This window comes from Nocardioides sp. J9 (assembly GCF_007829375.1).
GTDB lineage: Bacteria > Actinomycetota > Actinomycetes > Propionibacteriales > Nocardioidaceae > Nocardioides.
Genome location: NZ_VLJQ01000072.1, coordinates 1 through 26,037, shown reverse-complemented (window position 1 = coordinate 26,037; position 26,037 = coordinate 1). Strand labels below are relative to the sequence as shown.

33 protein-coding genes and 1 tRNA gene are annotated in these 26,037 nt (G+C 72.4%); 8 read left to right on the top strand and 26 right to left on the bottom strand.

Going from position 1 to position 26,037, the window contains the following annotated elements:
* Nucleotides 1–57 precede the first annotated feature (57 nt).
* On the top strand, nucleotides 58–816 hold the full coding sequence (locus L615_RS11385; protein ID WP_186449834.1) for a GAF and ANTAR domain-containing protein: 759 nt from the start codon (nucleotides 58–60) through the stop codon (nucleotides 814–816).
* Here L615_RS11385 and L615_RS23295 read toward each other — a convergent pair.
* From L615_RS23295 to L615_RS23285, 12 genes are all read right to left on the bottom strand, one after another.
* Nucleotides 813–977: a hypothetical protein gene (locus L615_RS23295; RefSeq protein ID WP_186449833.1), complete on the bottom strand. Its 165-nt coding sequence runs from the start codon at nucleotides 975–977 to the stop codon at nucleotides 813–815. The genes L615_RS11385 and L615_RS23295 overlap by 4 nt on opposite strands.
* A 321-nt stretch (nucleotides 978–1,298) precedes the next feature.
* Nucleotides 1,299–1,700: a hypothetical protein gene (locus tag L615_RS11380; RefSeq protein WP_145725137.1), complete on the bottom strand. Its 402-nt coding sequence runs from the start codon at nucleotides 1,698–1,700 to the stop codon at nucleotides 1,299–1,301.
* A 188-nt stretch (nucleotides 1,701–1,888) separates the two neighbouring features.
* Entirely contained in the window at nucleotides 1,889–2,896 is a 1,008-nt protein-coding gene (locus L615_RS11375) for a WYL domain-containing protein (protein WP_145725136.1), read from the bottom strand.
* Nucleotides 2,893–3,798: a WYL domain-containing protein gene (locus L615_RS11370; RefSeq protein WP_145725135.1), complete on the bottom strand. Its 906-nt coding sequence runs from the start codon at nucleotides 3,796–3,798 to the stop codon at nucleotides 2,893–2,895. Before L615_RS11370 ends, L615_RS11375 begins: the two co-directional genes overlap by 4 nt.
* A gap of 79 nt (nucleotides 3,799–3,877) precedes the next feature.
* The gene (locus L615_RS11365; protein ID WP_145725134.1) at nucleotides 3,878–4,663 is read right to left on the bottom strand and encodes a crotonase/enoyl-CoA hydratase family protein; all 786 of its coding nucleotides are present in this window, start codon (nucleotides 4,661–4,663) and stop codon (nucleotides 3,878–3,880) included.
* A gap of 23 nt (nucleotides 4,664–4,686) precedes the next feature.
* Nucleotides 4,687–7,113 carry a penicillin acylase family protein gene (locus L615_RS11360; protein WP_261376648.1) on the bottom strand — a complete coding sequence of 809 codons (2,427 nt, stop codon included), beginning with the start codon at nucleotides 7,111–7,113 and terminating at the stop codon, nucleotides 4,687–4,689.
* A gap of 100 nt (nucleotides 7,114–7,213) precedes the next feature.
* Nucleotides 7,214–7,513, bottom strand: a complete 300-nt coding sequence (locus L615_RS11355) for a co-chaperone GroES (protein WP_051485876.1) — start codon at nucleotides 7,511–7,513, stop codon at nucleotides 7,214–7,216.
* A 25-nt stretch (nucleotides 7,514–7,538) separates the two neighbouring features.
* Entirely contained in the window at nucleotides 7,539–7,793 is a 255-nt protein-coding gene (locus L615_RS11350) for a DUF3618 domain-containing protein (protein WP_028656046.1), read from the bottom strand.
* Nucleotides 7,790–8,560: an energy-coupling factor ABC transporter ATP-binding protein gene (locus L615_RS11345; protein WP_028656047.1), complete on the bottom strand. Its 771-nt coding sequence runs from the start codon at nucleotides 8,558–8,560 to the stop codon at nucleotides 7,790–7,792. Before L615_RS11345 ends, L615_RS11350 begins: the two co-directional genes overlap by 4 nt.
* Nucleotides 8,557–9,255, bottom strand: coding sequence for a cobalt ECF transporter T component CbiQ (gene cbiQ / locus L615_RS11340; RefSeq protein ID WP_036518090.1), 699 nt, complete (start codon nucleotides 9,253–9,255; stop codon nucleotides 8,557–8,559). The genes L615_RS11345 and cbiQ overlap by 4 nt, the downstream gene beginning before the upstream one ends.
* Before the next feature lies 1 nt (nucleotide 9,256).
* Nucleotides 9,257–9,634: a PDGLE domain-containing protein gene (locus L615_RS23290; protein WP_186449832.1), complete on the bottom strand. Its 378-nt coding sequence runs from the start codon at nucleotides 9,632–9,634 to the stop codon at nucleotides 9,257–9,259.
* Nucleotides 9,631–10,317, bottom strand: a complete 687-nt coding sequence (locus L615_RS23285; protein ID WP_186449831.1) for an energy-coupling factor ABC transporter permease — start codon at nucleotides 10,315–10,317, stop codon at nucleotides 9,631–9,633. The genes L615_RS23290 and L615_RS23285 overlap by 4 nt, the downstream gene beginning before the upstream one ends.
* Before the next feature lie 105 nt (nucleotides 10,318–10,422).
* On the opposite strand from L615_RS23285, the gene bcp reads away from it, so the two are divergent.
* The 3 genes from bcp to L615_RS11320 all read left to right on the top strand — a co-directional run bounded on the left by bcp (nucleotide 10,423) and on the right by L615_RS11320 (nucleotide 12,238).
* Nucleotides 10,423–10,908 (top strand): thioredoxin-dependent thiol peroxidase, encoded by a 486-nt coding sequence (bcp, locus tag L615_RS11330; protein ID WP_028656049.1) that lies wholly within the window; start codon nucleotides 10,423–10,425, stop codon nucleotides 10,906–10,908.
* A 25-nt stretch (nucleotides 10,909–10,933) separates the two neighbouring features.
* Nucleotides 10,934–12,106, top strand: a complete 1,173-nt coding sequence (locus tag L615_RS11325; protein WP_145725133.1) for a hypothetical protein — start codon at nucleotides 10,934–10,936, stop codon at nucleotides 12,104–12,106.
* 50 nt (nucleotides 12,107–12,156) lie between these two features.
* Nucleotides 12,157–12,238, top strand: a tRNA-Leu gene (locus L615_RS11320).
* Nucleotides 12,239–12,258: 20 nt separating this feature from the next.
* Here L615_RS11320 and rdgB read toward each other — a convergent pair.
* The 4 genes from rdgB to L615_RS11300 are packed head-to-tail and all read right to left on the bottom strand — an operon-like array spanning nucleotide 12,259 to nucleotide 15,375.
* Nucleotides 12,259–12,861, bottom strand: a complete 603-nt coding sequence (rdgB, locus tag L615_RS11315) for an RdgB/HAM1 family non-canonical purine NTP pyrophosphatase (protein WP_028656051.1) — start codon at nucleotides 12,859–12,861, stop codon at nucleotides 12,259–12,261.
* Nucleotides 12,858–13,565: a ribonuclease PH gene (rph, locus tag L615_RS11310; RefSeq protein ID WP_028656052.1), complete on the bottom strand. Its 708-nt coding sequence runs from the start codon at nucleotides 13,563–13,565 to the stop codon at nucleotides 12,858–12,860. The genes rdgB and rph overlap by 4 nt, the downstream gene beginning before the upstream one ends.
* A 50-nt stretch (nucleotides 13,566–13,615) precedes the next feature.
* Nucleotides 13,616–14,443: an ABC transporter permease subunit gene (locus L615_RS11305; protein ID WP_145725132.1), complete on the bottom strand. Its 828-nt coding sequence runs from the start codon at nucleotides 14,441–14,443 to the stop codon at nucleotides 13,616–13,618.
* Nucleotides 14,440–15,375 (bottom strand): ABC transporter ATP-binding protein, encoded by a 936-nt coding sequence (locus L615_RS11300; protein ID WP_145725131.1) that lies wholly within the window; start codon nucleotides 15,373–15,375, stop codon nucleotides 14,440–14,442. The genes L615_RS11305 and L615_RS11300 overlap by 4 nt, the downstream gene beginning before the upstream one ends.
* Nucleotides 15,376–15,506: 131 nt before the next feature.
* Between L615_RS11300 and L615_RS11295 the strand changes: the two genes are divergently transcribed.
* Both L615_RS11295 and L615_RS11290 read left to right on the top strand, forming a co-directional pair.
* On the top strand, nucleotides 15,507–16,703 hold the full coding sequence (locus L615_RS11295; protein WP_145725130.1) for a sensor histidine kinase: 1,197 nt from the start codon (nucleotides 15,507–15,509) through the stop codon (nucleotides 16,701–16,703).
* Nucleotides 16,700–17,386, top strand: a complete 687-nt coding sequence (locus L615_RS11290) for a response regulator transcription factor (protein WP_261376647.1) — start codon at nucleotides 16,700–16,702, stop codon at nucleotides 17,384–17,386. Before L615_RS11295 ends, L615_RS11290 begins: the two co-directional genes overlap by 4 nt.
* Nucleotides 17,387–17,393: 7 nt before the next feature.
* Here L615_RS11290 and L615_RS11285 read toward each other — a convergent pair whose 3' ends face one another.
* The gene (locus L615_RS11285) at nucleotides 17,394–18,215 is read right to left on the bottom strand and encodes an MBL fold metallo-hydrolase (protein WP_232221794.1); all 822 of its coding nucleotides are present in this window, start codon (nucleotides 18,213–18,215) and stop codon (nucleotides 17,394–17,396) included.
* Entirely contained in the window at nucleotides 18,212–19,033 is an 822-nt protein-coding gene (gene murI, locus L615_RS11280) for a glutamate racemase (RefSeq protein ID WP_028656058.1), read from the bottom strand. The genes L615_RS11285 and murI overlap by 4 nt, the downstream gene beginning before the upstream one ends.
* Nucleotides 19,034–19,121: 88 nt before the next feature.
* On the opposite strand from murI, the gene L615_RS11275 reads away from it, so the two are divergent.
* On the top strand, nucleotides 19,122–20,192 hold the full coding sequence (locus tag L615_RS11275; RefSeq protein ID WP_028656059.1) for an alkaline phosphatase family protein: 1,071 nt from the start codon (nucleotides 19,122–19,124) through the stop codon (nucleotides 20,190–20,192).
* Nucleotides 20,193–20,216: 24 nt separating this feature from the next.
* Here the strand turns inward: L615_RS11275 and L615_RS11270 are convergent, their stop codons facing one another.
* From L615_RS11270 to L615_RS11235, 8 genes are all read right to left on the bottom strand, one after another.
* Nucleotides 20,217–21,068 (bottom strand): DUF3152 domain-containing protein, encoded by an 852-nt coding sequence (locus L615_RS11270; RefSeq protein WP_051485869.1) that lies wholly within the window; start codon nucleotides 21,066–21,068, stop codon nucleotides 20,217–20,219.
* 33 nt (nucleotides 21,069–21,101) lie between these two features.
* A complete protein-coding gene (locus L615_RS11265; protein ID WP_028656060.1) occupies nucleotides 21,102–22,070 on the bottom strand; it encodes a PLP-dependent cysteine synthase family protein in 969 nt (322 codons plus the stop codon).
* Nucleotides 22,071–22,083: 13 nt separating this feature from the next.
* Nucleotides 22,084–22,374, bottom strand: coding sequence for a MoaD/ThiS family protein (locus L615_RS11260; RefSeq protein WP_028656061.1), 291 nt, complete (start codon nucleotides 22,372–22,374; stop codon nucleotides 22,084–22,086).
* A 1-nt stretch (nucleotide 22,375) separates the two neighbouring features.
* The gene (locus tag L615_RS11255; protein ID WP_028656062.1) at nucleotides 22,376–22,822 is read right to left on the bottom strand and encodes a Mov34/MPN/PAD-1 family protein; all 447 of its coding nucleotides are present in this window, start codon (nucleotides 22,820–22,822) and stop codon (nucleotides 22,376–22,378) included.
* A gap of 93 nt (nucleotides 22,823–22,915) precedes the next feature.
* Nucleotides 22,916–23,869, bottom strand: coding sequence for an acyl-CoA desaturase (locus tag L615_RS11250; RefSeq protein ID WP_145725128.1), 954 nt, complete (start codon nucleotides 23,867–23,869; stop codon nucleotides 22,916–22,918).
* Between the two features lie 127 nt (nucleotides 23,870–23,996).
* Nucleotides 23,997–24,590, bottom strand: a complete 594-nt coding sequence (locus L615_RS11245) for a DUF2017 domain-containing protein (RefSeq protein WP_145725127.1) — start codon at nucleotides 24,588–24,590, stop codon at nucleotides 23,997–23,999.
* The gene (clpS, locus tag L615_RS11240; RefSeq protein WP_028656065.1) at nucleotides 24,587–24,901 is read right to left on the bottom strand and encodes an ATP-dependent Clp protease adapter ClpS; all 315 of its coding nucleotides are present in this window, start codon (nucleotides 24,899–24,901) and stop codon (nucleotides 24,587–24,589) included. Before clpS ends, L615_RS11245 begins: the two co-directional genes overlap by 4 nt.
* A 57-nt stretch (nucleotides 24,902–24,958) precedes the next feature.
* The gene (locus L615_RS11235; protein WP_028656066.1) at nucleotides 24,959–25,492 is read right to left on the bottom strand and encodes a DUF1697 domain-containing protein; all 534 of its coding nucleotides are present in this window, start codon (nucleotides 25,490–25,492) and stop codon (nucleotides 24,959–24,961) included.
* Nucleotides 25,493–25,558: 66 nt separating this feature from the next.
* On the opposite strand from L615_RS11235, the gene L615_RS11230 reads away from it, so the two are divergent.
* Nucleotides 25,559–25,990 carry a MarR family winged helix-turn-helix transcriptional regulator gene (locus L615_RS11230; protein WP_145725126.1) on the top strand — a complete coding sequence of 144 codons (432 nt, stop codon included), beginning with the start codon at nucleotides 25,559–25,561 and terminating at the stop codon, nucleotides 25,988–25,990.
* Nucleotides 25,991–26,037: the final 47 nt, after the last annotated feature.

The window sequence follows — 26,037 nt, the reverse complement described above, 5'->3', positions numbered from 1 at the left end:
CACGCGCATCGACCCGACGCGCCGGGGTACTGGGCGGACGATCACCCAGGAGGTCCCGTGACGCCCGAGAGCAAGCACATCGCCGCCGTCCTCACCGAGGCCGCCCGCTCCATCGACGGCCAGCAGTCGCTCGAGCACACCCTCGACGCGATCGTCCGCGCCGCGCAGGAGACGGTCCCCGGGTTCGAGCACGTCGGCATCTCCGTCACCAACGGCGGCACCATCGAGACCCGCGCCGGCACCGGCCGCCTGGTCTGGGAGGTCGACGAGCTGCAGTACTCCCTGGGCCAGGGCCCCTGCTACGACGCCATCCGCCACGGCGGCGTGATGGTGATGGAGGACGTGCACAGCGAGGACCGCTGGCCGAAGTACGTCGCCGAGGTCGAGCGCCTCGGCCTGCGGGCCCAGATGGGCCTGCAGCTCTACAACGAGGACGGCGCCCTGGGCGGGCTGAACTTCTACGCGAAGGAGCCCGGCATCGACCCCGACGCGATCCAGCTCGCCGAGCTGTTCGCCGCGCACGCCGCGATCGCGCTCGGCCGCTCGCGCTACGAGCACCAGCTCAAGGAGTCGGTCGCCTCCCGCCAGGCCATCGGCACCGCGGTCGGCATCGTGATGGAGCGCTACCAGCTCACCGAGGACCGCGCCTTCCAGTTCCTCGTGCGCGCCTCGTCGACCAGCAACATCCGCCTGCGTGCGATCGCGCAGGAGATCGTCGCGGCCGCCGAGGAGCAGGCCGACCCCAAGGCGATCCCCACCCGCCGGGTGCAGGAGGAGCGCGCCTCGGCGCAGGCCGTGCAGGAGCAGGGCGCCTAGGGCGCCGGCTGCACCCGGTCGGCCGGGACCCACGAGGTCGCCACGCGCCCCTCGCGCTCGAAGGTGACCAGCAGGGACTCGCCGTCAGCGGCCGCCTTGAGGCACAGGCCGCTCAGGAGCGCTCCGTCGAACTCGACGAGCACAGGGCTGTTGGGTTGCACAGGGGACCTCTCGGCCGTGGGGTCGCCGACCCCGAGGCACGGCCCCCGTCCTGAGCCGCTCCCGCCACTGTAGGCCATGACCCCTCGTCCACCACGATGCCCGACACCCCCGCCCCCGCGAGGTGTGAGACTTTGCGGCGCGAGGTGTGAGGGTGCGCACCGCGAAGTGTGAGGCTCTGCAGCACGAGGTGTGAGGCTTTGCGGCGCGAGGTGCGGGTTGTGGCTGCGCGAGGTGCGGGTTGTGGCTGCGCGAGGTGCGCGTCGTGGCTGCGCGACGTGCGCCTCGTGGCTGCCCGAGGTGCGCCTCGTGGCGCCCGTGCCTCAGGATGTACGGCGCCCGCGGCCGAGCAGCCCGCCGCCGAACAGGGCGAGCAGGACCAGCACGGGCTGGAAGAACAGCCGCACGAACCGCTTCTGGTCGGTGTCGAGGCCGAAGGCGTCCGTCCCCTCGACGTACTGCGCGATGTTGCCGGGGAAGATCGCGACGAAGAACGCCGCGAGCAGCGCGCCGACGAGCCGCCGCTTTCGCGGCAGCGCCACGAAGGCTGCGCCGAGGCCGACCTCGACGACGCCCGAGCCGAGCACGACCAGGTCGTCGTCGATCGGGAACCAGTCGGGCACCTGGGCCCGGAACTCCTCCCGGGCCACCGTCAGGTGGGTCACCCCGGCTCCCACCATCGCCGCGCCGAGCGCGATCCGCACGAGGTTCTGCGCCAGCGTCATGTCGGGAGCCTAGAGGGACGGTGGTGACCACGACACGCACCTCGCACCGCCACGAGGCGCACGTCGTGCCGCCAGAACCGACACCTCGCGCAGCCACAACCCGCACCTCGCGGCGCAAACCCTCACACCTCGCGGGGCAAGCCCTCACACCTCGCGGGGCAAAGCGTCACACCTCGCGGGGCGAAGTGTCACACCTCGGCGTCGGGGGCGGGGGTGGTGGAGTGGTGGACCATGAGCTCCTCGGCGAGGACGACGCCGGCGGAGTCGAGGTCGGCGGGGGCGAGCACGGTGGCGAGGGGGCCGGCGGCGAGCAGGAGGCGGCCGACGCGGCGCTCGACGGGGGGCAGCAGGTCGAGGTCGACGACCACGTCCTGCTCGTCGTCCTCCACGAGAGTGACCTGCTCGGCGTAGAAGTCGGCGACCCAGCGGGCGCTCTGCGGCAGCAGCACCCGCACCCGGGTGGTGGCGCGCTGCTCGGCCAGCCGCTCCGCGACGTCGTCGGGCAGGGTGAAGGTGCGCTCGAGGACCTCCGCGGAGCGGATGTTGGACAGCAGGAAGGTGCGCAGCCGGCCCTCGTCGTCGACCGGACCCGCGTCGACCTCCCAGCCGCGCCGGGTCTGCACGAGCTGGTAGGGCTCGATCTCCCGGTCGGTGACGCCGGGGTGCCAGGCGCGGGAGTAGTTGATCCGCACCGCGCGCCGGTCGTCGAGCGCCCCGCGCAGCGTGGGCAGCAGCCGGTTCCAGCTCTGTACGGCGGGAGGCGCGTCGGCCGCGGCGGAGGGGCCGAACATGGTCTCGGTCAGCACGTCGATCGCGCCGGAGAGCTCCTCGTTGTCGGGCTCGGTCTCCAGCAGCGCCAGGGCGGCGGTGTAGGCGAGGCCGAGCTCGCCGGCGTCGACGTACTCGACGCCGATGTCGGCCGGCACCTCGGCGACGATGCGGACGACGCCGGCGGTGCCGGGGTCCTCGGTGCCGCCGTCGGGGCCGAGGAACTCCAGCACCTCGGGTCGGGTCAGCAGCCAGCGGCCGCCGATGTCGGCGGTGTAGAAGGCGAGCAGCTCCTCGCGCAGCGCCTCGACGGTGACGTCGAAGTCCGCGGCGAGGGTCTCCAGCGAGAGCCCGTCGGGGTGGCGCTGGAGCCGCTCGAAGATCGCAGGCAGCCGGGCGAAGCGCTCGACGTACTTGGGCGTGCTCATGCCGCTCCCCCTCCCCCGCGCGCCTGGTCCAGCGCGGCGATCACCTCGGCCCGCACCTCGTCGGGTCCCTCGATCCGGACCCGGTCGCCGAGCTCGTTGAGGCGCGTGCGGAGCGCGGCGCGGTGGGTGACCCGGTAGGTGATCAGCACCTGCGCGTCCCCGGCGTCCTCGACCCGGACCGGCTCCCCGAGCCAGCGGCGCACGTCGGGCTCGTAGTGGGCGGGCGCGCGCAGGGTGACGTCCACGGGCGGGTCGATCTCCCACGACATCGGGTGCAGCCCGGTGTGGCGCACCGACGGGATCGGCTGCGCGCTGCCCACCGGTCCGGCGTCGGCGTCGGACATCCGGGACACCACGAACGCCTTCGCGACCGGCTCGTCGAGGTCGGCGTCCTCGACGCCGCGCAGGTACCACGTGCTGTTCTGGTTGCGCACCGACTCGGGGTGCACGGTGCGGCGGGTGCCCTTGTAGGTGAAGGTGAGCAGCTGGTGGTCGCGCACGGCGTCCACGACGAGCGGCAGCGCCTCGGGCGTCGCGGCGCGGACAGCGGCGGGCACGGGCAGCTCGTCGCCGGCGGAGCCGGCGGGCAGGCCGAGGCGGCGGGCGAGGTCCTCGCGCCGGGCGAGCAGCACGGCACGGCGCAGCTGGGCCTGCTGGCCCGGCGTCAACCGCACGCGCAGCCGGTTGTCGACGGTGGTCATCCGGTAGACCGCCTGCTCGCCGTGCGCGGCGATGTTCTCGATCTGCCAGCCCTGGCGCTCGAGGTGGCTCAGCTCCCGCTTGAGCTGGGTGCCCGCGTCCTTGCCGTGCTCGAACCCGGCGACCTTGATCAGCGTGTCGCCGGGCACGCCCTGCTGGGGGTGAGCCTGCAGGTAGGCCGCGATCCGCACCAGCCGTTCCATCGGACCCCGCTGGTCGCGTCCCGGTCCCTTCGCCACTCGTCCCCCTCGTTGCGCTGTGCGGATGTCTGCTCGCGGATGCCTACTCGAACCGGCCGTGCCGGCCCGCCCCTGCGGCGAACCGCGAGGCACCGTCGAGGGTATCCGCGGAGAGCGAGACCAGGCCGTGTTTCCACTCGAGTGCCAGCGCGTCGTCGAGGCCCAGCCCGTGCTGCCCGTACGACGACAGCCGGTCCTGCCGCAGACACGTCTGCGGGAACGCGGCCAGCCGGGCGGCGAGCTCGAGCGCCTCGTCGAGGGCCTTGCCGGGGGCGGAGACCCGGTTGGCCAGGCCCATCCGCAGCGCCTCGTCGGCGCCGACCTCGCGGCCGGTGAGGATCAGGTCGAGGGCGTGGGAGTGGCCGACGAGCCACTCGTTGAGCGGCAGGCGGACCGTGCCGCCGTCGATGAGCGGCACGCCCCAGCGGCGGCAGAAGACGCCGAACGCGGCGGCCGGGTCGGCCACCCGCAGGTCGCACCAGAGCGCGAGCTCGAGGCCGCCGGCGACGGCGTACCCCTCGACGGCCGCGACGACCGGCTTGGACAGCAGCATCCGGGTCGGCCCCATCCCGGCCGGGCCGGCGTCCGGGCCGTCACCGGGGGCGCCGACCTCGACCCGCCCCTCGGAGACCGCCTTGAGGTCGGCGCCGGCGCAGAACACCCCGCCCGCGCCGTGGAGCACGGCCACGGCGGCGGACTCGTCGGCGTCGAACTCCCTGAACGCCTCGGTGAGCAGGCGGGCGTGCTCGGCGTCGACGGCGTTGCGCACCTCGGGGCGCGACAGGGTGACCAGCGTGACCGGACCGTGCTTCTCGACCTCGACGGACATGGGTGAAGGCTAGGCCCGGCGGCTCAGCTGCCCGACAGCCGCACCGTGCGCACCAGCGCCGCCTTGATCTGCGCCGGCGTCCACGGGAAGCGCACCCACTTCTCCTGCGAGAACAGCTTGGTCTGGTCCCACGACCACGGCGACGCGGGGTCCTCGTACTGGCTGTAGGTGAGGATCGTGCGGGCGTCGACGGTGCCGTCGGCGAGGTAGCTGATCGCCTGGATGTGCGAGGAGCCGTAGCTGATCGCCTTGTAGCGGTCGCTGTTGGCCTGCGGGTGCTCGGTGTCGACGGCGTTGGCGTTGCCCGCGAGGTCGCCGTCGCCGCCGGTGATCGGCAGCGGCGGGGCGCCCCGGTCGCCGGCGACCTGCAGGCTGCCCCACGGCGCGTCGAAGGCGACGCCGGCGTCGCGCACGGCGTCGATGGCCGCCTGCATCGCCTTCACGACCGCGGTGCCGGTCTTGAGCCCGCGCGGGGTGTTGAGCGGGTCCCTGGCGTTGAAGGGCACCGACCACAGGTTCGTGCCGGTCGGGGCGCGCTTCACGAACTCCTCGAAGATGTGCGTGCCGACCGAGGTGGCGTCGGAGCGGCCGTCCCACTTCCTGAGCACGGCGCAGGCCTGCGTCTCCCCGGTCCTGGCGCAGACCTCGTCGAGCCTGCCGCCCTCGCGCATGACCTCCGCGGCCCGCACCCGGTTCGCGTACTCGTGCCCGCGCAGCGTCGAAGGGGTCTCCCGGCCGACGGCGAGGCGGTCGACGACGTACTGCTGGACCATCCGCGTGCGCATCGTGCGCGGGCACTTCTCGCAGCCGATGATGCTGGCGTAGCCCTCGAGCCGCACCTTGTCGTTCGGCGTCCAGTAGGAGTCGTTGGCGTTCATCACCCAGTCGCGTCGTACGACGGCGGGCAGGTTCCTCGGCCCGAGGATCCCCGGGCGCTGCGCGTCGGCGTCGGAGCCCCACGTGCACAGCCCGTCGGCGAGCAGGCCGTTGAGCCCGGGCAGCCCGGCGACGGTCTTGAGCAGCAGGCCGACCGGGGTGAGGCAGCGGTTGACCATGGCGTTGGTGACGTGCGGGACGACGCTGTGGTCGGCGTAGAGCACCTCGCCCCGCCGGTCGGCGGCGATCGTGTTGACCCACGGCATGCCGCCCCCGGCGTCCTGGCGGACCAGCAGGTCGCGGCTGCTGCGCGCCTCGCCCATCGACAGGAAGGTGTCGATGGTGCGCAGGTGCTCGGCGTTCGCGTCGCGGATCGCCCAGAAGCTGATCGGGGACCAGCCCATGAACTGCGACGGGCTGTCGATGACGTAGCCCTGCGGCGTGCGCCAGACGTCCTCGCGCACGGTGCCGAGCGAGCCGTCCTTGCGCTTGACGGTGACGTCGACGAAGCGGCGCTCGGCCTTGCGCAGCAGGCCGTTGGCCGACAGGTAGAGCGGGCCGGGGCCGACCGTGAGGTACTCGTAGGGCGTGAAGCGGTACGCCGTGGAGACGGTGTGGCTCCAGGCGACGTCCTTGTTCCAGCCGATGTTGACCGCCGGCGAGCCGATCAGCGAGGCGCCGGCGACGTCGTACTTCCCGGGAATGGTCAGGTGCTGCTGGGTGAACTTGTAGCGGCCGACCCACGGGAAGTGCGGGTTGCCCAGGAGCATGCCGCGGCGGGTCGAGCTCTTGTCGCCGCCGATCGCGGTGGCGTTGGACCCGAACTTGCTGTCCTGGCCCAGCGACCGGCGCAGCGCCTCACCGTCGACCTTCTTCGCGTACGCCGCGACGTCCTCCTTCTTCGTGGGGAGCGGCAGGTCGATGCCGAGGTCCGGCAGGCCCGGGTCCTGCAGGGTCGGCGGGTCGGCCTCGACGATCTCCTTCACGAAGTTGCCGGACGAGGCGATCATGTTGGCCATGTAGACGCCGTACCAGAGGTCGGTCTCGGTGGCGTCGGGCTTGATCCACGCCTCGTTGCGACAGGCGGGGTCGGTGATCCGGTTGTCGCGCAGCCAGCGGTTGATGCCGGCGGTGTAGCCCTTGACCATCGCGCGGGCCCGCGCGCTCGGCCCGGCCGGCGAGCGGAGCAGCCCCTCGACGACCTTGCGGTCGTGGAGGTCGGTCACGAAGGTGTCGACCTGCAGGTTGCTGGCGTCGAGCGAGACGCCGTCGCGGTAGCGGCCGTCGGGGCCGAGGTGCTTCGAGCGCTCGCCGCGGGCGGTGAGCACGGTGTCGGCGAGGGTGCAGATCGACGAGGCCGCGGCGGCGTACCCGCTGCCGTAGCCGAGCGAGCCCCAGTCGGCCGCGGTGACGTGCGGGATGCCGTGCTTCGTGATCTTGACCGTGGCCTGGTAGGGCCCGGCGGCGAGCGCGCCGTCGGCCGGGTCGGGCCCGGCGTCGGCGGGCCCCGCGAGGGCCAGGGCGGGCACGGCCAGGGCCGTGGCGAGCAGCGTCAGGAGCCGGGGCGAGCGCACACGGGACCAACGGTCCCGGCCCGGTGTGCGTTACGTCACGCCAGGCACTTCTGCCGAGGCCTCTCGGGGAACGGGTCGGCCGCGGGAGGTCCCGGGAGCCTCAGAGGTAGAGGCCGGCCGACTCGTCGCCGAGCCGGTCGGCGGCGACGGCGTGGATGTCGCGCTCGCGCATCACGACGTAGACCTCACCGGCCACCTCGACCTCGGCCTTGTCCTCGGGGTCGTAGAGCACGCGGTCGCCGGTCACGACGGCCCGGCAATGCGGTCCGACCGCCACGACCCGCGACCAGGCCAGCCGGCGCGCACCCATCGCCGCCGTGGCGGGGATGACGATGCCGCCGGACGAGCGGCGCTCGCCGGCCTCGGTGTCGGTCTCGCACAAGATGCGGTCGTGCAGCATCTTGATGGGGGTCTTGTCGGACACCTCAGCGCGTGCGGGTGATCGTGCGGATGGTGGCGATCAGGGCGATCACGCCGACCACGCCACCGACGGTCTTGAGGATGTTGTCGGTGCGCGGCTCCCCCGTCTCCACGTCGACGTAGTAGGCCTTCACCTGGGCCACCTCGCGCCCGATGATCGTCTTGGGGTGCGAGCGGTAGAGGAGCTGGTCGATCGTGCCGGCGAGGCGCTCGCGCGCCTCCTCGATCTCACGCTCGATGTCAGAGGGAGTGTCACTCACCCGGGCAGGCTATCAACCGGGATGGAACGCGGGTCGAAGCCCCACGGCAGCTCCAGCCTGTGGGCACGCATCAGCTCGTCGTCGGTGAGCACGTCGTAGGTGCGCCCGTCCGCCACCACCCGCCCCCCGCTGAGCACCACCGAGCGGGGGCAGAGCTCGAGGGCGTACGGCAGGTCGTGGGTCACCATCAGCACCGTGACGTCGAGGCTGCGCAGGATGTCGGCGAGCTCGCGGCGCGAGGCGGGGTCGAGGTTGGAGCTCGGCTCGTCGAGGACGAGGATCTCCGGCTCCATCGCGAGCACGGTCGCGACCGCGACCCGGCGCCGCTGGCCGAAGGAGAGGTGGTGCGGCGGCCGGTCGGCGAACTCCGCCATGCCGACCTGTTCCAGCGCGTCCATCACCCGCTTGTCCAGCGCAGCGCCGCGCAGGCCGAGGTTGGCGGGCCCGAACGCCACGTCGGCCCGCACCGAGCCCATGAAGAGCTGGTCGTCGGGGTCCTGGAAGACGATGCCGACCCGGCGCCGGATCTCGGCGAGGTTCTTCTTCGTCACCGGCAGGCCGCTCACCCTGACCGAGCCCGCACCGTGGCCGGACTCGGCCGACAGGATCCCGTTGAGGTGCAGCACGAGGGTGGTCTTGCCCGCGCCGTTGGGCCCCAGGAGCGCGACCCGCTCGCCCGGGTGGACGTGCAGGTCCACGCCGAACAGCGCCTGGTGCCCGTCGGGGTAGGCGAAGGCGACGCCCTGGAGGTCCAGCACGGGGGTCATCGGGCGCCCTCCACGTCGGGCAGGCGGCCGTCGTACCCGCGCGAGAGCATGGCCAGGTGCACCCGCTCCCCCCGCTCGTAGGAGCGGACGAAGAGCGCGCCGAGGGTGCGCGCGAGGGCCGGCCAGTGCCGCGGCGAGCGGGGGTCGGCACCGCGTGAGCGCATCGCGGTCAGCATCCGGCCGAGGTCGGCGGTGACCACGTCGAGGTAGCGCACCATGAACGCCATGATCTGCACCAGCAGCTCGGGCATCCGCAGCCGCTGCAGGCCGCGCAGCACCGCGTCCGGCTCGGTGGTCGCGGCGAGGGTGAGGGAGGCGAGCACGCCGAGCGTGCCCTTCGCGGCCAGGCCCCACGCGGCGAGCAGGCCGGGCTCGGAGACACTGAGCTCCCACCCGCCGGGCAGGGCGACGGCGACCTGCGGTCCCTCGGCGATGAACGGGATGAGCGCGGCGAACAGCAGGAAGGGCACCTCGATGACCATCCGGGGCAGCAGGTAGCCCAGCGGCACCCGCGAGGCCGCGACGACACCGAGCAGGATCGCGAGGTGCACCGCGTAGGCGGCGTACCAGTCGCGCGGGGTGGCGACGACGACGAGGACGAAGGCCAGCAGCGCGAGGATCTTCAGGTGCGCCGGGGCACGGTGCACCACGGAGTGGCCGTGGAAGTGCAGCCGGTGGCCGTGTCCCGCGCCCACGTCAGTGGTGGGCCGGCTCGGGCTGGCTGTCGCCCCGGGCGTCGTCCTGCGGGCCGGGCTGGTCCGCGGGTGTACGACGGCGCAGCAGCCAGAACAGGCCGCCGCCCACGAGGAGGGTCAGCCCCACGCCGGCCACGCCGGCGATGCCGCCGCTGAGCCGCTCGTCCTCGACCCCCTTCGTGCCGTAGTCCGCGAACGGGCTGCCGGTGTCGACCGGGTCCTCGGCGGTGTCGATGAAGCCGGTCTTCTCGGCGACGTACTCCAGGCCGTCGGGGTGGCTGCTGGCGTAGTAGCTGCCGACTCCGGCGACCAGCAGGGTGACCAGGAGGGCGACCGCCCAGAACCTGCGGCGGCCGCTGGTGCGGCTCGTGCTGCTCATGCTGCTGCCTCCGAGGTGACGAGGGGGCGGCGCGCGGCGAGGCCGCGGGCACCGTGGACGAGGTCGGGGCGGGACGCGACGACGGCACTGACGACGAGGCCGGTCACGACCGCCTCGCCGATGCCGATCACGGTGTGCCAGCCGAGCATGGCGGTCAGCACCTTGCCGGTGGCCACGTCGGCGGTGCCGCCGATCGCGAAGAGGAGGGTGAACACCGCGGCGGCTGCCGGCACCGAGACCAGCGCACCGCCGGCAGCGGCGATCGGGACCGATGCGACCGAGCGCGGCAGCACCGCGCGCAGGAGCACGAAGACGCCGTACCCGACGACGACGCTGATGAGCGCCAGGAGCGTGATGTTCGTGCCCAGCGCCGTCAACCCGCCGTCGGCCATGAACAGGCCCTGGACCAGCAGCACGACGCTGATGCACAGCGCTCCGGTCCACGGGCCGACGAGCACGGCGGCGAGCGCCCCGCCGAGCAGGTGGCCGCTGGTGCCGGCGCCGACCGGGAAGTTGATCATCTGCCCGGCGAAGACGAAGGCGGCGACGAGGCCGGCCATCGGGGCGGTGCGGTCGTCGAGCTCGGCGCGGGCGCGGCGCAGCGCGATGCCGACACCTGCCGCCGCGACCACCCCCGTGGCGACCGACGTGGGCGCGTCGAGGAATCCGTCAGGGACGTGCATCTCGCTGCTCCGTTCGGGCGGGTGTAGTTGGATGGTCACGAACAACGACCACCTTATTGCATGTCATTTGCAACAGCACCTGCGCCTCAGGAGTGATCGCACCCCATGACCGACCCGGCCCGCCTCTCCCCCGGCGACACCGCGCCCGCGTTCGAGCTCACCTCCGACACCGGCGAGGCCGTCTCCCTGTCCTCGCTGCTCGAGGGCGGGGACAAGGTGATCGTGTACTTCTACCCCGCTGCGATGACGCCGGGCTGCACCAAGCAGGCGTGCGACTTCACCGACTCCCTCGACTCGCTGCAGGCGGCCGGCTACACCGTCGTCGGCATCTCCAGGGACGCGCCGGCGAAGCTGGCGAAGTTCCGCGAGCGGGACGGGCTCACGATCACCCTGCTCTCCGACCCCGAGCTCGCCACGCACAAGGCCTACGGAGCCTTTGGGGAGAAGAAGCTCTACGGCAAGATTGTCGAGGGCGTCATCCGGTCGACCTTCGTCGTCGGCGCCGACGGCACGCTCGAGCTCGCGCAGTACAACGTCAAGGCGACCGGTCACGTCGCCAAGCTCAGGAGGGACCTGGGCCTGACCGCCTAGGGACCGACCACTCCGAAGGACAGTGATGAAGCTCCACCAGTCGCTCGCCGACCTCGCCCGCGACCACGGACACGACCTGTTCCGTGACGCGACCGCCTTCCGCGGCTCCCTCGACGACTACCTCGACGAGGGCCAGGCCTCCAGCGGCACCATCAACCTGCTGACCGACGCCGTCCGGCTCGGCGCGCTCGACGGCATGGTCACCATGCTCGACAGCGGCGCCAACCCCGCCGACGCCGTCGAGTCGGCCGGGCAGCGCCTGGCCCGCGACCGCGGCAGTGCCGACGTGCGCGGCTGCCAGTGGGCCGTCGCCGTCCTCGGCTACGCCCTGGGCAAGGTGCCCGAGCACCTGGTCACCGGCCTCGACCCCGACGCAGGTACGACGGCGCCGCCCCCGCCGGTCCCGCCGGTGCAGTCGCCGGGCCACTCCCCGGTGGCCTCCCCCGGCCAGCCGCCGGCCCCGTCGCCGGTCACCTCCCCGGTCGCCCACCCCCAGCAGCCGGGCGTCCCCCGCCCCGCCCGCAGCGGAGGCGGGTCCCAGCCGACTCCACCGAAGAAGGGCAAGACCGGCCTCGTCATCGGCGCGGTCGCCCTGGTGCTCGTCCTGGTGATCGGCGGCATCATCGCCGCGGTCGCGCTCAGTGGCGACGACGACCCGGAGCGGAAGGCGACCGACGACCCGACGCCGACCGACACGCAGTCCACGCCCGGCTCGGACGTCCCTGACATCGGTGGTGACCGCTTCGAGGGCCTCGGCTACGAGGTCCAGGTGCCGAAGGGCTGGACCGACGGCACCGAGGAGTTCAAGTCGCAGAACTCCAACACCTCCACCCTCGACAAGGTGCTGCTCTGGGGCGACACCTTCAACACCGCGCGCGGCAACGTGATCATCGAGACCCAGTCGTCGTACGGCTACACCGACCCCAACGACCTCAAGGACAACTGGAAGACCGCACTGGTCTCCGGTGACAGCTCCGCCGAGATCAACGACGCCGCCAACATCTCCATCGACGGCCAGACCGCGCTCACCGTCGACATCGCCCGCACCAACGACAGCAACGTCGACGTCGTGCAGCGCTCGCACCTGGTCATCAGCGGTGACAAGGGCTACTCGATCACCGTGTCGCTCAAGGCGGGCGACGACGACGTGCTCGAGGAGTTCGACAAGATCCTCAGCACCTGGCAGTGGCAGGGCTGACGGCCCGGGTCTCCCCGGGCGTCGGCGGGTCCTAGACTCCCTTGCGCCCAGCCGGAGTGGTGGAACTGGCAGACACGCAGGATTTAGGTTCCTGTGCCTTCGGGTGTGCGGGTTCGAGTCCCGCCTCCGGCACCGATGGGCCGATGGGCCCGTCAGGCCAGGAAGTCGGCGACGAGCGGCGCGAGCTCGCGCAGCGCACGGCCGCGGTGCGAGATCGCGTCCTTGTCCTCGCGGCTGAGCTCGGCCGTGGTGCGGCCGGGGTGCTCGTCGGCGACGAAGAGCACGTCGTAGCCGAAGCCGCCGGTGCCGCGGACCTCGCGGATCACCCGGCCCTCCATGCGGCCCTCGACGACCAGCTCGCGGCCGTCGGCACGGACCAGCGCGACGGCGCAGGCGAAGTGGGCCGTGCGCCGCTCGTCCGGCACGTCGGCGAGCTGCGCCAGCAACAGCTGGTTGTTCCGCTCGTCGCTCTTCGGCGGGCCGGACCAGCGCGCCGAGAGCACCCCCGGCATGCCGTTGAGGGCGTCGACGCACAACCCGGAGTCGTCGGCGATCGTCGGCAGGCCGGTGGCGGCGACGCCCGCACGGGCCTTGAGCAGCGCGTTGCCCTCGAAGGTCGGCTGGTCCTCGACCGGCTCCTCGAAGGGCGTGACGTCGTCGAGCCCGACGACCTCGACGCCCTGGAGGTGCTCGGCGAGGATCCGCTGCATCTCCTCCAGCTTCCTGGCGTTGCGGGAGGCGACGAGGACCTTCACGAGCCCAGGACCTCCTGCTGCATCCGGGTGAGGTCGGCGCAGCCCTTCTCGGCCAGCGCGAGCAGGGCGTCGAGCTCGCCGCGGTCGAAGGCGGCGCCCTCGGCGGTGCCCTGCACCTCGACGAACTTGCCGTCGCCGGTCATCACGACGTTCATGTCGGTCTCGGCACGGACGTCCTCGACGTAGGGCAGGTCGAGGCGCGGCACACCGTCGATGATGCCGACGCTGACGGCGGCCACCGAGCCGGTGAGCGCGCCGGGCACGCCGAGCTTGGCACAGGCGTCGGCCAGCGCGACGTACGCGCCGGTGATGGCGGCGGTGCGGGTGCCACCATCGGCCTGGAGCACGTCGCAGTCGATCTGGATGGTGTTCTCGCCGAGCACCTTGTTGTCGATGACCGCACGCAGCGAGCGGCCGATGAGGCGGCTGATCTCGTGCGTGCGACCGCCGATGCGGCCCTTGACGGACTCACGGTCGGAGCGGGTGTTCGTCGCGGCGGGGAGCATCGCGTACTCCGCCGTCACCCAGCCCAGCCCCGAGCCCTTGCGCCAGCGCGGGACACCCTCGGAGGCGGAGGCGGCGCACAGCACGCGGGTGCGGCCGAACTCCACCAGCACCGAGCCGGCGGGGTGGTCGAGCCAGTTGCGGGTGAACGTGATGGGGCGCAGCTCGTCGTCGGCGCGGCCGTCCTCGCGGGTGCTCATGGGAGAAACCTACCGAGCACCCCGACGGCCGCGCCGACGGCGGTGGCCGCCTACTTCACCTCGGCGCGCAGGATGCGCCACATGCCGAGGGTGACCGGGATGCCGACCCACAGCACGAGCGTCCAGACGCCCTGGACGTAGTTGACGAGGCCGACGTCGACCGGCTCGCCGATGATGTCGTAGCCGTCGGTGGTCAGCGGCGTGATCGCGGTGTTGATGTCGATCCACGGCAGGACGTCCTTCGCCCAGTCGAAGATCGCGTAGAGCGTCGACCACACCATCAGCGGCATGAGCAGCGCGACGACGTAGAAGACGCTGATCGCGCCGGGGGTGTTCAGCATCAGGCAGGCCAGCGCGAAGCCCATCGCGAAGAACGCGAGCTGGCTGATCACGATCCACACCAGCGTGCTCAGGTCGAGGTTCCACGCCAGCGGGTTGTCCGTGACGAGGGCGCACAGCACGTTGGTCACCGCGCCGACGACGAACGCGACGACGATCGTGGCGACGGCGAGCGCGGAGACCGCGACCAGCTTGGCGAGGATCACCCGTCCGCGGTGCGGCTCGAGGGTGAAGCTCGCGAGCGCCGTGCGCTGGCTCCACTCGCTGGTGACGGTGAGGATGGCGAAGACCGGGAGCAGCAGCGAGACCGGGATGGTGAAGACCTGCGAGAGGTCGTTGCCGTCGACCCGGCCGTCGTTGAGCCCGACGATGAGGACGACCAGCGCCATCACCAGCAGCAGGAGGCCGGCGGTGATGCCCATCAGCCACAGGCCGCCGCGGGTGTCGACCATCTTTCGCCACTCCACCTTCACCAGGCGGGAGAAGGGCGTGGGGCCGCTCTTGGACAGGTCGAGGGTCACGGGTGCGGTGGTGCTCATGCCGGGGTACCTCCGGTCGGGACGGCGACGCCCGGCACCGCGTCGCGCGCGGTCTCCGAGGTCAGCTCCAGGAACAGGTCCTCCAGCCCGGCGCCACCGGACCGGAGGTCGGTGAGGACGACGCCCGCCGCGAGGGCGGCACGACCGACCTCCTCGGTCGTCGCGTGGGCCTTCAGCCCCTCGCCGGCCGGCTCGACGGCGTGGCCCGCCCCGGTCAGGGCGGTCGCGAGCGCCGCGTTGTCCAGGGAGGTGACGAGGGTGACCGCGGCGTTGCCCGCCCGCTCGAGCAGGGTCTTGCGGTCGCCCTGCGCGACGATCCGGCCGTGGCCGATGAGGATCATCTCGTCGGCGATCTGCTCGACCTCGTGCAGGAGGTGGCTGGACAGCAGCACGGTGCCGCCGCGGTCGGCGTACCCCTTGAGCAGGCCGCGCATCCAGCGGATGCCGGCGGGGTCGAGGCCGTTGGCCGGCTCGTCGAGGATCAGCACCGACGGGTCGCCCAGCAGGGCGTGGGCGATGCCGAGGCGCTGCTTCATGCCGAGCGAGTAGTTGCGCAGCCGGCGGCGCGCCTCGGCGTCGGTGAGCCCGACCAGCTCGAGCATCTCGTCGACGCGCGTGCGCGGCAGGCCCATCGTCTGGGCGCCGATGGTGAGGATCTCCCGACCGGTGCGACCGGCGTGCTGGGCACCCGCGTCGAGCAGGGCGCCGACGTGGCGGCCGGGGTTGGGGATGTCGTGGTAGCGCAGTCCGCCGATGGTGGCCTGTCCGCGGGTGGGCGGGGTGAGGCCGACCATCACACGCATCGTGGTCGACTTGCCCGCGCCGTTGGGCCCGAGGAAGCCGGTCACGCGGCCTGGCTGCGCGACGAAGCTGACGTCGTCGACAGCGGTGAACGCGCCGTAGGAGACGGTGAGTCGATCTACGGTGATCATGGTCCAAGCCTGCCGGACCCACCTCCGGCGCACATCGGCCGGGCGGCTGGAACAGACCCCTACCTCGGTAGGGGGCTGTTGCTCCCCACGGCGCTCCCGCGCTGGGTGCGGGACACCCTAGTCTCGACGGCGTGGAGTGCCCCGACGTCTACCAGCCGCCCCTGCGGTGGTGGAGCCACCTGTGGCGCTACCTGGTCGCGGTCACCATCGGTCTCGTGGTCTGGGTGCCGGTGGTGGAGGCCCAGGCCGAGGAGCGGCCGTTGCTGTTCTGGGGCGACCTCGCACTCGGCGTCCTCGCCCTCGCGGTCGTGTGGTGGCGCCGGCGCTGGCCGCTGGCGGTCGCCCTCGCCACCACCGCGATGCTCCCGCTCAGCTCGCTCGCGGCCGGGGCGTCGACGCTCGCGGCGGTCTCCCTCGCGACCCGGCGCCGGTGGTGGCAGGTCGCGGTAGTCGCGGTCGCCACGCTCGCCGGGGACTGGCTCTACTACCAGCTCCAGCCGGTGACCAGCTCCGACCCGGGGTGGCTGGTCGCGTCGGTCAGCGTGGCGGCCGTCGCGGCGACGATGGCGTGGGGCATGTTCATCGGCTCGCGCCGCGAGCTGCTGTGGACGCTGCGGCAGCGCGCCGAGACCGCCGAGGCCGAGCGCGACCTGCGCGCCAGCCAGGCCCGGACCAACGAGCGCGCCCGCATCGCCCGGGAGATGCACGACGTGCTCGCCCACCGGATCTCGCAGATCTCCATGCACGCCGGCGCACTGACCTTCCGCGAGGACCTGTCGGCCGACGAGATGCGCAGCAGCCTCACCGTCATCCAGACCAAGGCCCACGAGGCGCTGAGCGACCTCCGCGAGGTGCTCGGCGTGCTCCGCGACGAGGAGGCCGACGTCCCCGCGACGGTCCCCCAGCCGACGTACGCCGACATCGGGGAGCTCGTCGCCGAGGCCCGCGCGGCCGGCGCCACCATCGAGTACGACGACGGGCTGGTCGCCCACGAGCCCCCACCGGCCGCGGTCGGGCGCACGGCCTACCGCATCGTGCAGGAGGGCATCACCAACGCGACCAAGCACGCCCCGGCCGCCACCCTGCACGTCCACGTCGGCGGCTCCCCCGACACCGGCGTCGACATCGTGCTGCGCAACGCCCTGGGCTTCGGCCCGACCCGCACCCCCGGTGCCGGGCTCGGCCTGGTCGGCCTCACCGAGCGCGCGGAGCTGCGCGGCGGCTGGCTCGCGCACGGCGTCGAGGGCACCTCGCCGGGGAACGGCAGGCCGGAGTCGTTCGTGCTCCGGGCGTGGCTACCGTGGTCCGCCGAGGAGGCCGTGCGGTGAGTGACACGAGTGGGCAGGGCGACCGGTCCGGGGGCGTGACCCGGGTGCTGGTCGTCGACGACGACCCGCTGGTGCGCTCCGCGCTCGCCCTCATGCTGGGCGGGCAGGCGGACATCGCGGTCGTCGGCGAGGCGCCCGACGGCAAGGCCGGCGTGCGGCTCGCCCGGGAGATGGCGCCCGACGTCGTGCTGATGGACATCCGGATGCCGGTGCTCGACGGCCTCGCCGCGACTCGCGTCCTGCACGGCGAGCCGGACCCGCCGCGGGTGATCGTGCTGACCACCTTCGACGCCGACGACTACGTGGTCGGCGCGCTCGCGGCTGGCGCCGACGGCTTCCTGCTCAAGGACACCCCACCCAGCGAGATCGTCGCCGCGATCCGCAAGGTCGCCGACGGCGACCCGATACTCTCCCCCTCGGTGACCCGCACGCTCATCGAGCGGGTGCGCACCGACACCGGCGACGACCGGGCCGCCGACGCCCGGCGTCGGCTCGACCGGCTCACCGAGCGCGAGCTCGACGTGGCCCTGGCCGTCGGCCGCGGGCTGTCCAACGCCGAGATCGCCGCCGAGCTGCACCTGTCGGTGCCGACGGTCAAGGGCCACGTGTCGCGGCTCTTCGACAAGCTGGAGACGACGAACCGCGTGCAGATCGCGCTGACCATCGAGGCCGCCCGCCGCTGACGCGGGCTCAGAGGTCGAAGACGGCGCCCTGCACGGCGAGCTCGGTCGGCCCGTCGTACGCCTTGCCCGCCTCGGCGAGCATGGTCTGCGCGTCGTGCCACGGCGGCACGTGGGTGACCACGAGCCGCTTCGACCCGGCCCGCGTCGCGACCTCGCCGGCCTCCTGGCCGGTCAGGTGGAGGTGGGGCGGGTTGTCGTCGCAGCTGCGGAAGGACGCCTCGCACAGGAACAGGTCGGCGTCCGCGGCGATCGCGTCGAGCGCGGCCGTGGGGCCGGTGTCGCCGCTGTAGCCGAGCACCTTGCCGAACGCGCTGACGCGCAGGCCGTACGCCGGCACCGGGTGGTCGACCTCGAACGGCTCGATCGTGAACGGTCCGACCTCGACCGGCTCCTTGTAGACCCGGAAGGAGAACTCCTCGCGCATCCCCGGCTTGCGGGGCAGGTCGTAGGCCTTCGCGAGCCGCTTCGCGGTGCCCTTCGGGCCCCACACGGGGATCCGCGGCTGGGTGCCGGACGGGTGGTACTTGCGCAGCACGTAGTAGCTGGTCATGTCGACACAGTGGTCGGCGTGCAGGTGGCTGAGGAACACCGCGTCCACCTGCAGCGGGTCGACGTAGCGCTGCAGCGCGCCGAGCGCGCCGTTGCCCATGTCGAGCACCAGGCTCCACGTGCGCAGCGCGTCGGTGGCCTGCACGAGGTAGCAGCTGGCCGGCGACTCGGGACCCGGGTAGGAGCCCGAGCACCCCACGACCGTCAGCCGCACGGAGCGGTCCGCCGGGGCGTCCGGGACCCGGAGCCGCGTCGTCTCCGGAGCCACGTCTTCACTCATGCAAGTCCCCCTGCGAACTGTCCGGCCGCCACCAGCTCGGGGCCGAGGAACCGGCGCCCGATCGTCGCGAACTCCGCCGGGGAGCCCGTGGTGGAGAAGGTGTACGTCGGCTCGCCGGCCGGCCGCATCAGGCCGGTGTCGGCGAGCATCCGGTAGACGTCCTTGGCGCACTCCTCGGCGCTGCTCACCAGGGTCACCTCGTCGCCCATGACGTAGGAGATGACGCCGGTCAGCAGCGGGTAGTGGGTGCAGCCGAGGATCAGGGTGTCGATGCCGAGCTCGCTCAGCGGGTCGAGGTACTCGTGCGCGACGGCGATGAGCTCCTCGCCGCCCGTCACGCCGGCCTCGACGAAGTCCACGAAGCGCGGGCAGGCACGCGTGGTCAGGGAGATCTGGGGCGCCGCGGCGAAGGCGTCGTCGTAGGCCATCGACTCGGCGGTGGACCGCGTGCAGATCACGCCGATCCGGTTGTTGCGGCTGGCGGCGACCGCGCGCCGGGTGGCCGGGTAGATCACCTCGACCACCGGGACGTCGTACCGCTCGCGGGCGTCGCGCAGCATCGCGGCGGAGGCGGAGTTGCACGCGATGACGAGGGCCTTGACACCCTGCTCGACGAGGTGGTCGAGGCACTCGAGGGCGTACTCGCGCACCTCCCCGATCGGCTTGGGGCCGTACGGCTGGCGGGCGGTGTCGCCGACGTAGGTGATCGACTCGTGCGGCAGCTGGTCGATGACCGACCGTGCGACGGTGAGCCCGCCGAACCCGGAGTCGAAGATCCCGATAGGGGCATCGACGTCGAGGTGGTCGTGGTTCCGCACCCGGCCAGACTACGGCGTCGGCCCCTCCCGGGTCGGCATTGCGGGACCGAGATCACGTCATGACGACGCTCACGCCTATGCTCGTGCGATGACCTCTGGTGACCGGCTCGGGCGCCTCCCGGGGACCGCCGCGGCGCTCGCCCTCGCCCTGCTGCTGCCCTTCCTGGCGAGCTGTTCCGGCGCGCAGGAGCAGCCGGCGTCGCGCCAGCTGGTGCCGACCTCGCAGCAGGTGCCGCGCGCCTCGGCGATCAACGGCAAGCGCGTCGTCGCCATCTCCCTCGACGGCCTCAACCCCCGCGCGATCACCCGGCTCGGCCGCAGCCGGCTGCCGCACCTCTACCGGATGATCCGGGAGGGCGCCTACACCCTCAACGCCCGGGCCCAGGTCGAGCAGACGGTCACCCTGCCCAACCACACGAGCATGGTCACCGGCCGCCGGATCCGCGCAGCCGCGGACGGCCACGGCGTCACGTGGAACACCCACCGCCCGGGGACGACGGTGCACGGGGCCGCCGGCCACGACGTGTCCTCGGTGTTCCGGACCGTCCACCGCGGCGGCGGTCGCACGGCGCTGTTCTCGACCAAGCAGAAGTTCACCCTCTTCGGCCGGTCGTGGTCGCAGGCCGTGCACCGCACGGTGATCCGCGACGCCGACGACGTCGCCCTCACGAGGCTCTTCCGCCGCGACATCGTGGCCACGAAGCGGTCCTTCGCCTTCCTGCACCTGGGCCTGGCCGACAAGACCGGCCACGCGCGCGGCTGGATGACCCGGCCCTACCTCGACGCCGTGGTGCGCCTCGACCGGCTCGTCGGCCAGGTGCTGTCGACGGTCCGCAGCACGCCGCGCCTGGCACGCTCGACGGTCGTCGTCCTCACCGCCGACCACGGCGGCGTCCCGGGCACGAACGGCCACGGCGCCGCGACCAGCTTCGAGAACTACCGCGTCCCGTTCATCGTCTGGGGCGCCGGCGTCGACCACGGCGACCTCTACGACCTCAACCCGACGCTGCGCAACCCCGGCCGCGGCCGCCCCGGCGTGAGCGGGGCGCAGCCGGTCCGCAACGGCGACCTGGCCAACCTCGCGACGAAGGTGCTCGGCCTCGGCCCGGTCGCGGGCAGCCTCTGGAACCGGTCGCAGCACCTGACCTGGCACCGCTGATCGGGCCGGCACCCGGTCCCCCGGTCAGCGGCGCAGCTCGCGCAGCGTCGGCCACGGGTTGAAGCGGCAGCCCTGGGTGCCCTTCGACTGCTGCATCATCACCGGCGCGAGGGCGCCGCGGCGCGGGCAGGAGGCATGGCCCTTGCCGAGCCAGTGCCCGGTCTCGTGGTTGACGACCATGTGCCGGTAGGAGCGCAGCGAACGGCCGGCGCGGTTCCAGGCCGGGGAGGCGTGCTTCCAGCGGGTCGCGTTGATGATGACGTTGCGCCCGACCCGGCACGACCACTCCGCGCTGCACCCGGAGGAGAAGCCGGGGACACGGGACGCCGCCGAGATCCACAGCGTGAAGCCGCCGCCGGAGCGGACCGGGACGAAGCGCACTCCCCGGCCCCGCCAGCCGCGCGGGTCGTCGAAGGTCTCCTGGGCCTGCCGACGGAAGGTGGCGACGTCGGTGCGCACGGCGCCCTTGACCCGCACCGAGTAGCGGACGACGCGGCGCACGTCGACCCGGTGGCGCACGACCCCGGTCCGGGCGGTCGCGATCGCCGTCTTCCGCTCGGGGTGGCGCAGGACGACCTTCACACCGAGCCGGTGGCCCACGTCGGCGGGCCGGACCTGGTAGCGGCGGCCGGTGGCACCGGTGATCGGTCGGTCGTCGCGCAGCCACTGGTAGCGCACCGTCGCCGGCGCCGGGCGCCACCGCCCGGGCTCGGCGCGCAGGGTCTGCCCGAAGCGGCGCACGCCGGTGACCTGCGGCGCCTCCACCTGGGTGAAGGCCGGCAGGTCACCCGAGCCGGGCGTCGCCTCGTCGGCGGCCGCCGGGGTGGCGACGGCGAGCACGCAGCACAGCGCGAGGACGGTTCCGCGGAGTCGCATCGCTCCACAATACGTCGCCCGTGGGGGCCGGGCTCAAGCCCAGAGCTGGCCCTCGAGGCGGTCCTCCGCCTCGTCGATCGTGCCCTCGTAGGCACCGGTCGAGAGGTACTTCCAGCCGCCGTCGGCGACCACGAACGCGATGTCGGCGGCCTCGCCCGCCTTCGCCGCCTTGGCCGCCTGGCCGAGCGCGGCATGCAGGATCGCGCCGGTGGAGATGCCGGCGAAGATGCCCTCCATCTCCAGCAGCTCCCGCACCCGGCGCACGGCGTCACGCGGTCCGACCGAGAACCGGCTGTCGATCAGCTCGGCGTCGTACAGCTCGGGGACGAAGCCCTCGTCGAGGTTGCGCAGGCCGTAGACGAGCTCGCCGTAGCGCGGCTCGGCGGCGACGATGCGCACGTCGGGCTTCGCCCGGCGGAAGAAGCGGGAGACGCCCATCAGCGTGCCGGTCGTGCCGAGGCCGGCGACGAAGTGCGTGACGTTCGGCAGGTCGGCGAGGATCTCGGGTCCGGTGCCCTCCTCGTGCGCGAGGGCGTTGGCCGCGTTGCCGTACTGGTAGAGCATCACCCAGTCGGGGTGCTCGGCCGCCATCTGCTTGGCGACGCGCACGGCCTCGTTGGAGCCGCCGGCGGCGGGCGAGGAGAAGATCTCCGCCCCCCACATCCGCAGCAGCTGGCGCCGCTCCTCAGAGGTGTTCTCGGGCATCACGAAGACGGTGCGGTAGCCCTTGAGCTTGGCCGCCATCGCGATCGAGATGCCGGTGTTGCCGGACGTCGGCTCGAGGATCGTGCAGCCGGGACGCAGCGTGCCGTCCTTCTCCGCCTCCTCGATCATCCGGAGCGCGGGCCGGTCCTTGATCGAACCGGTCGGGTTGCGGTCCTCGAGCTTGGCCCAGATCCGCACCTCCGGCGCACCCGGGGTGTTGAACGGGGCCGAGAGTCGCGGCAGCCCCACCAGCGGCGTGTTGCCGACGGAGGTCAGGAGGCTGTCGTAGCGGACCATGGCCGACGGGCGCTCAGGCAGCGCCGCCGGCGACGGCCGGCAGGATGACGACCTGGTCGCCGTCGGAGAGCTCGGCGTCGAGGCTGCCGATGAAGCGGACGTCCTCGTCGTTGATGTAGACGTTCACGAAGCGGCGCAGCTCGAGGCCGGCGCCCTTGTCCTCGACCAGCCGGTCCTTGATGCCCGGGTGGTTGGACTCGAGGGAGTCGATGAGCGCGCTCAGGGTCGAGCCCTCGGCGTCGACAGCCTTCTCACCACCGGTGTAGGTGCGCAGGATGGTCGGGATCCGGACCTCGATGGCCATGTCAGCTGCTCTCCTCTGCAGGGGTGACGGTGTCGACGATGGTGACCTCTTCCTCGGTCACGACGCCGTCGATGATTCTGTAGGACCTGAACTCCACCGGACCGGGGTTATTCCCGTGCTCCCGCGTGCTGACGAGCACGTAGTGGGCACCGGGCTCGCTGGCCAGGTTGATGTCGGTGACGCTGGGGTACGCCTCCGTCGCGGTGTGCGAGTGGTAGATCACCACCGGCTCCTCGTCGCGATCGTCCATCTCCTTGTAGAGCTGGAACAGGTCGCTGGAGTCGTACTCGTAGAACGTCGGGCTGCCCGCCGCGTTCACCATCTCGACGTGGCGCACCGGCTGGTCGCTCCCGATCGGGCCCACGACCATGCCGCACGCCTCCACCGGGTGCTCCCGCTTGGCATGCTCCACGAGGGCGTCGTACGTCGCCTGGTCGATCCGCAACACGCGCTCCAGCGTATTGCGTCTGCCCCGCTCCCCCGGCATCGGGCCGGTAGTCGGATGGCTGGGCCGCCCCGCACCGGGGCGTCGACCGGCCCGTCAGCCCGTCGGGCTGACCGACTTCGCGCGGATCCGCTCCGGGCTGGGCCAGCGGACGTCGTGGACCCAGCCGAGCTTCTCCATGACCCAGATGACCCGGGCGGAGGTGTCGAGCTGGAACCGCTTGACGCCGTGGCGGGCGGAGGTGGGGTCGGCGTGGTGGAGGTTGTGCCAGGACTCGCCGCCGGACGGGATGGCCAGCCACCAGACGTTGCCGGAGAAGTCGCGGGAGGTGAAGGGGCGCTCGCCGAGGGTGTGGCAGATCGAGTTGATCGACCAGGTGACGTGGTGGATCAGCCCGATCCGGACGATGGTGCCCCAGAAGAACGCGGTGAGCGCGCCCTGCCACGACCAGGTCAGCAGGAAGCCGAGGAGGGGCGGCAGGAAGAGCGAGGTGAGGACCCACAGCCAGAAGAGGCGGGAGATCCGGACCAGGTCGCGGTCCTTGGCGAGGTCGGGGGCGTACTTGTCGATCGGGGTCTGCTCGGGGTCGAACAGCCAGCCGATGTGCGCCCAGAGGAAGCCCTTGGTGAGGCCGCGCAGGCTGTCGCCGTAGCGCCACGGCGAGTGCGGGTCGCCGTCGCGGTCGGAGAACTTGTGGTGCTTGCGGTGGTCGGCGACCCAGCGGATGACCGGGCCCTCGACGGCCATCGAGCCGAGGACGGCGAGGGTGATCTTCACCGGCCGGTTCGGCTTGAAGGACTTGTGCGTGAAGAGCCGGTGGTAGCCGACGGTGATGCCGTGCAGGGTGAGGCCGTACATCACGAACGTGATGAGCACGTCGCTCCAGCCCAGCCAGCCGCCCCACGCGACGGGGATGGCGGCGAGGAACGCGACGAACGGAACGGCGATGAAGAGCCCGAGGGCGAAGCGCTCGGGCCACGACTGCGTGTCACCGCTCATGGTGGCGCGGACGGTGGTGTCGGTCCCGGCTCGGTCGTCGAGTGCGGTCATCGGGGGTGCTCCAGGGCTTCGGCGGGCCTCATCACGGAAAGACTAGGCCCGCTGCTGCAGGGTCTGACCACCCGGTACCGCCGTACGGGATGCGTAGTCCCCCACCGGACGCCGACCTCTGGCCGGATCAGCCGACTGAGCGGACCAGCGTCTCCTGGATGAAGCCGAGCCACTCGTAGATGTGGTGCGCCTGTGCCCGCGGGTCCTCGTCGGGCAGGGAGTACCAGAGCTCCTCGTCGTCCTCCTCGACCCCGAGCCGGGTGCCGAGCGCGAGCCGGAGGTCGGTGAGCGAGCGCAGCCAGACCAGCGCCGTCTCGTCGTCGAGCTCGACGTCGATCGCGAGCTCCTCGTCGAGGGGCTCGGCGGGCAGGCCGGCCTCCTCGAGGGTGTCGATGACGGTCGCCGCGGCGCGGGCCTTGCCGTCGCGCAGGCCGCCCTCGGTGAACCGCCGGAACTCCGCGGCAGCCTCGGCGTCCTCGCGGTAGGCGCTGGGGAACAGCCGGCGCAGGACCGGGTCCTCGGGCTCGGTGGTGGGGCCGGAGAAGTCGAGGAGCGCCTCCAGCGGGTCGCGCTCGGTGGCGGCGACCGCCGACTCGTTGTGCAGCAGCTCGACGAGCTGGGCGGCCAGGGAGCGCAGCAGGTCCGCCTCGAAGACCGAGAAGGTCGCGATGGCGCGCTTGCTGCGCCGGTGCCGGACGAAGCCGGTGGTCGGGGAGGTCACGCGTCGGTGGCCTTCGACAGGGTGGCCCACAGGCCGTACTCGTGCATCGCCTGCACGTCGCGCTCCATCTCCTCGCGGCTGCCGCTGCTGACGATCGACCGCCCCTCCTCGTGGACCTCCATCATCAGCTTCTCCGCCTTCTTCCTGCCGTAGCCGAAGTGCTTCTGGAAGACGAAGGTGACGTAGGACATCAGGTTCACGGGGTCGTTCCACACCACCGTCACCCAGGGGGTGTCGGCGAGCGTGATGTCGTCCGGGGTGAGGTCCTGCTGGACTCCCGGATCGACCTTCTCCGGGCTCGCGGTCGTCACGGCTCCATGGTGGCACAGCGCCTCGGGGCGTCCCCGGGCACCACGGTCAGCCCACGGTCAGCACCACTTGTCGGCGAGCGTGGTGACCACGTTGAGGTTGCGGTTGGTCGCCACGACGTCGAGGGACTTCTCGATCTTGTACGGGTCGACGGCGCCGGCCTCGTAGCCGGGGCCGAGCAGGACGTGCGCCGCGCGGCCGCGGACGACGACCTGGTTGACGTCGGTGCTGCGCTCGTGGACCGCGGTGACCCGGTCCGGGTCCGGCTCGTCGGCGAGCAGGTAGACGTAGTGCCGCTCGAGGTCGGGGCGGGTGAGCTCGCGCGCGTCGTCGGCGATGGCGCGCAGCTCGGCGGTCGTGAACACGATGGTGGGCACGGCGAAGCCGGCCCGCTCCTCGTAGGCCTTCTCCAGCACCGCAGCGACCTTCTGCGGCGACCGGTTGCCGATGGTGAGGCGGACGTTGCCGGTGTTGATGTGGGTCAGCACGTCGGTGCCGCCGGCGGCCTCGGTCGCGGCGACGATGTCGGCCTTGGGGAACTTGCGGTTGGGCCCGAGGTTGATGGCCCGCAGGAACGCGACGTACGTGGGCATCCCTGCATTGTGTCGTGCCTCACGGACACCTGACATACATAGGTTTCCAATGTAGTTTGGTTCCTCGTGCCCTCCACCCCCACGCCGCTGCACGGCGAGCTCACGGTCCAGGCCGCCCGGCTGGTCCGCCTGATCCGCCGCGAGCACACCTCCACGGCGGGGTTGCGCGTGCTGTCCACGCTCGACGAGCTGGGCCCCCAGTCGGTGACTGCGCTGGCGCAGGCCGACCACTGCTCACAGCCCACGATGACCGGCCAGGTGCGCCACCTCGCCGACCTGGGCTGGGTGACCAAGGAGCCCCACCCTGCGGACGCGCGGAGCAGCCTGGTGGCGCTCACCCCCGCAGGGCGCGCCGAGCTCGACCGGGTGCGTCGGCTCAACGCCGAGCTGGTCGCCGACCGCCTGGCCCACCACCCCGACCTCACCACCCACGACCTCGCCACCGCCGTGGCGGTGCTGAAGGCCGTCCTCGACCTCCCTCGGGAAGGAACTTCGTGACCACCACCGCCTCGCAGCACCACCGCCAGCGCCGAACGGGAGGGATC

Excerpts from the sequence above, each read along its gene's own strand:
- L615_RS11380 (WP_145725137.1), bottom strand. The coding sequence starts at position 1,700 with ATGACGCTGGCGCAGAACCTCGTGCGGATCGCGCTCGGCGCGGCGATG.
- L615_RS11375 (WP_145725136.1), bottom strand. The coding sequence starts at position 2,896 with ATGAGCACGCCCAAGTACGTCGAGCGCTTCGCCCGGCTGCCTGCGATC.
- L615_RS11370 (WP_145725135.1), bottom strand. The coding sequence starts at position 3,798 with ATGGAACGGCTGGTGCGGATCGCGGCCTACCTGCAGGCTCACCCCCAG.
- L615_RS11365 (WP_145725134.1), bottom strand. The coding sequence starts at position 4,663 with ATGTCCGTCGAGGTCGAGAAGCACGGTCCGGTCACGCTGGTCACCCTG.
- L615_RS11355 (WP_051485876.1), bottom strand. The coding sequence starts at position 7,513 with ATGCTGCACGACCGCATCTTGTGCGAGACCGACACCGAGGCCGGCGAG.
- L615_RS11345 (WP_028656047.1), bottom strand. The coding sequence starts at position 8,560 with ATGACCCCCGTGCTGGACCTCCAGGGCGTCGCCTTCGCCTACCCCGAC.
- L615_RS23290 (WP_186449832.1), bottom strand. The coding sequence starts at position 9,634 with ATGAGCAGCACGAGCCGCACCAGCGGCCGCCGCAGGTTCTGGGCGGTC.
- L615_RS23285 (WP_186449831.1), bottom strand. The coding sequence starts at position 10,317 with ATGCACGTCCCTGACGGATTCCTCGACGCGCCCACGTCGGTCGCCACG.
- bcp (WP_028656049.1), top strand. The coding sequence starts at position 10,423 with ATGACCGACCCGGCCCGCCTCTCCCCCGGCGACACCGCGCCCGCGTTC.
- L615_RS11325 (WP_145725133.1), top strand. The coding sequence starts at position 10,934 with ATGAAGCTCCACCAGTCGCTCGCCGACCTCGCCCGCGACCACGGACAC.
- rph (WP_028656052.1), bottom strand. The coding sequence starts at position 13,565 with ATGAGCACCCGCGAGGACGGCCGCGCCGACGACGAGCTGCGCCCCATC.
- L615_RS11305 (WP_145725132.1), bottom strand. The coding sequence starts at position 14,443 with ATGAGCACCACCGCACCCGTGACCCTCGACCTGTCCAAGAGCGGCCCC.
- L615_RS11300 (WP_145725131.1), bottom strand. The coding sequence starts at position 15,375 with ATGATCACCGTAGATCGACTCACCGTCTCCTACGGCGCGTTCACCGCT.
- L615_RS11285 (WP_232221794.1), bottom strand. The coding sequence starts at position 18,215 with ATGAGTGAAGACGTGGCTCCGGAGACGACGCGGCTCCGGGTCCCGGAC.
- L615_RS11275 (WP_028656059.1), top strand. The coding sequence starts at position 19,122 with ATGACCTCTGGTGACCGGCTCGGGCGCCTCCCGGGGACCGCCGCGGCG.
- L615_RS11270 (WP_051485869.1), bottom strand. The coding sequence starts at position 21,068 with ATGCGACTCCGCGGAACCGTCCTCGCGCTGTGCTGCGTGCTCGCCGTC.
- L615_RS11265 (WP_028656060.1), bottom strand. The coding sequence starts at position 22,070 with ATGGTCCGCTACGACAGCCTCCTGACCTCCGTCGGCAACACGCCGCTG.
- L615_RS11260 (WP_028656061.1), bottom strand. The coding sequence starts at position 22,374 with ATGGCCATCGAGGTCCGGATCCCGACCATCCTGCGCACCTACACCGGT.
- L615_RS11250 (WP_145725128.1), bottom strand. The coding sequence starts at position 23,869 with ATGACCGCACTCGACGACCGAGCCGGGACCGACACCACCGTCCGCGCC.
- L615_RS11235 (WP_028656066.1), bottom strand. The coding sequence starts at position 25,492 with ATGCCCACGTACGTCGCGTTCCTGCGGGCCATCAACCTCGGGCCCAAC.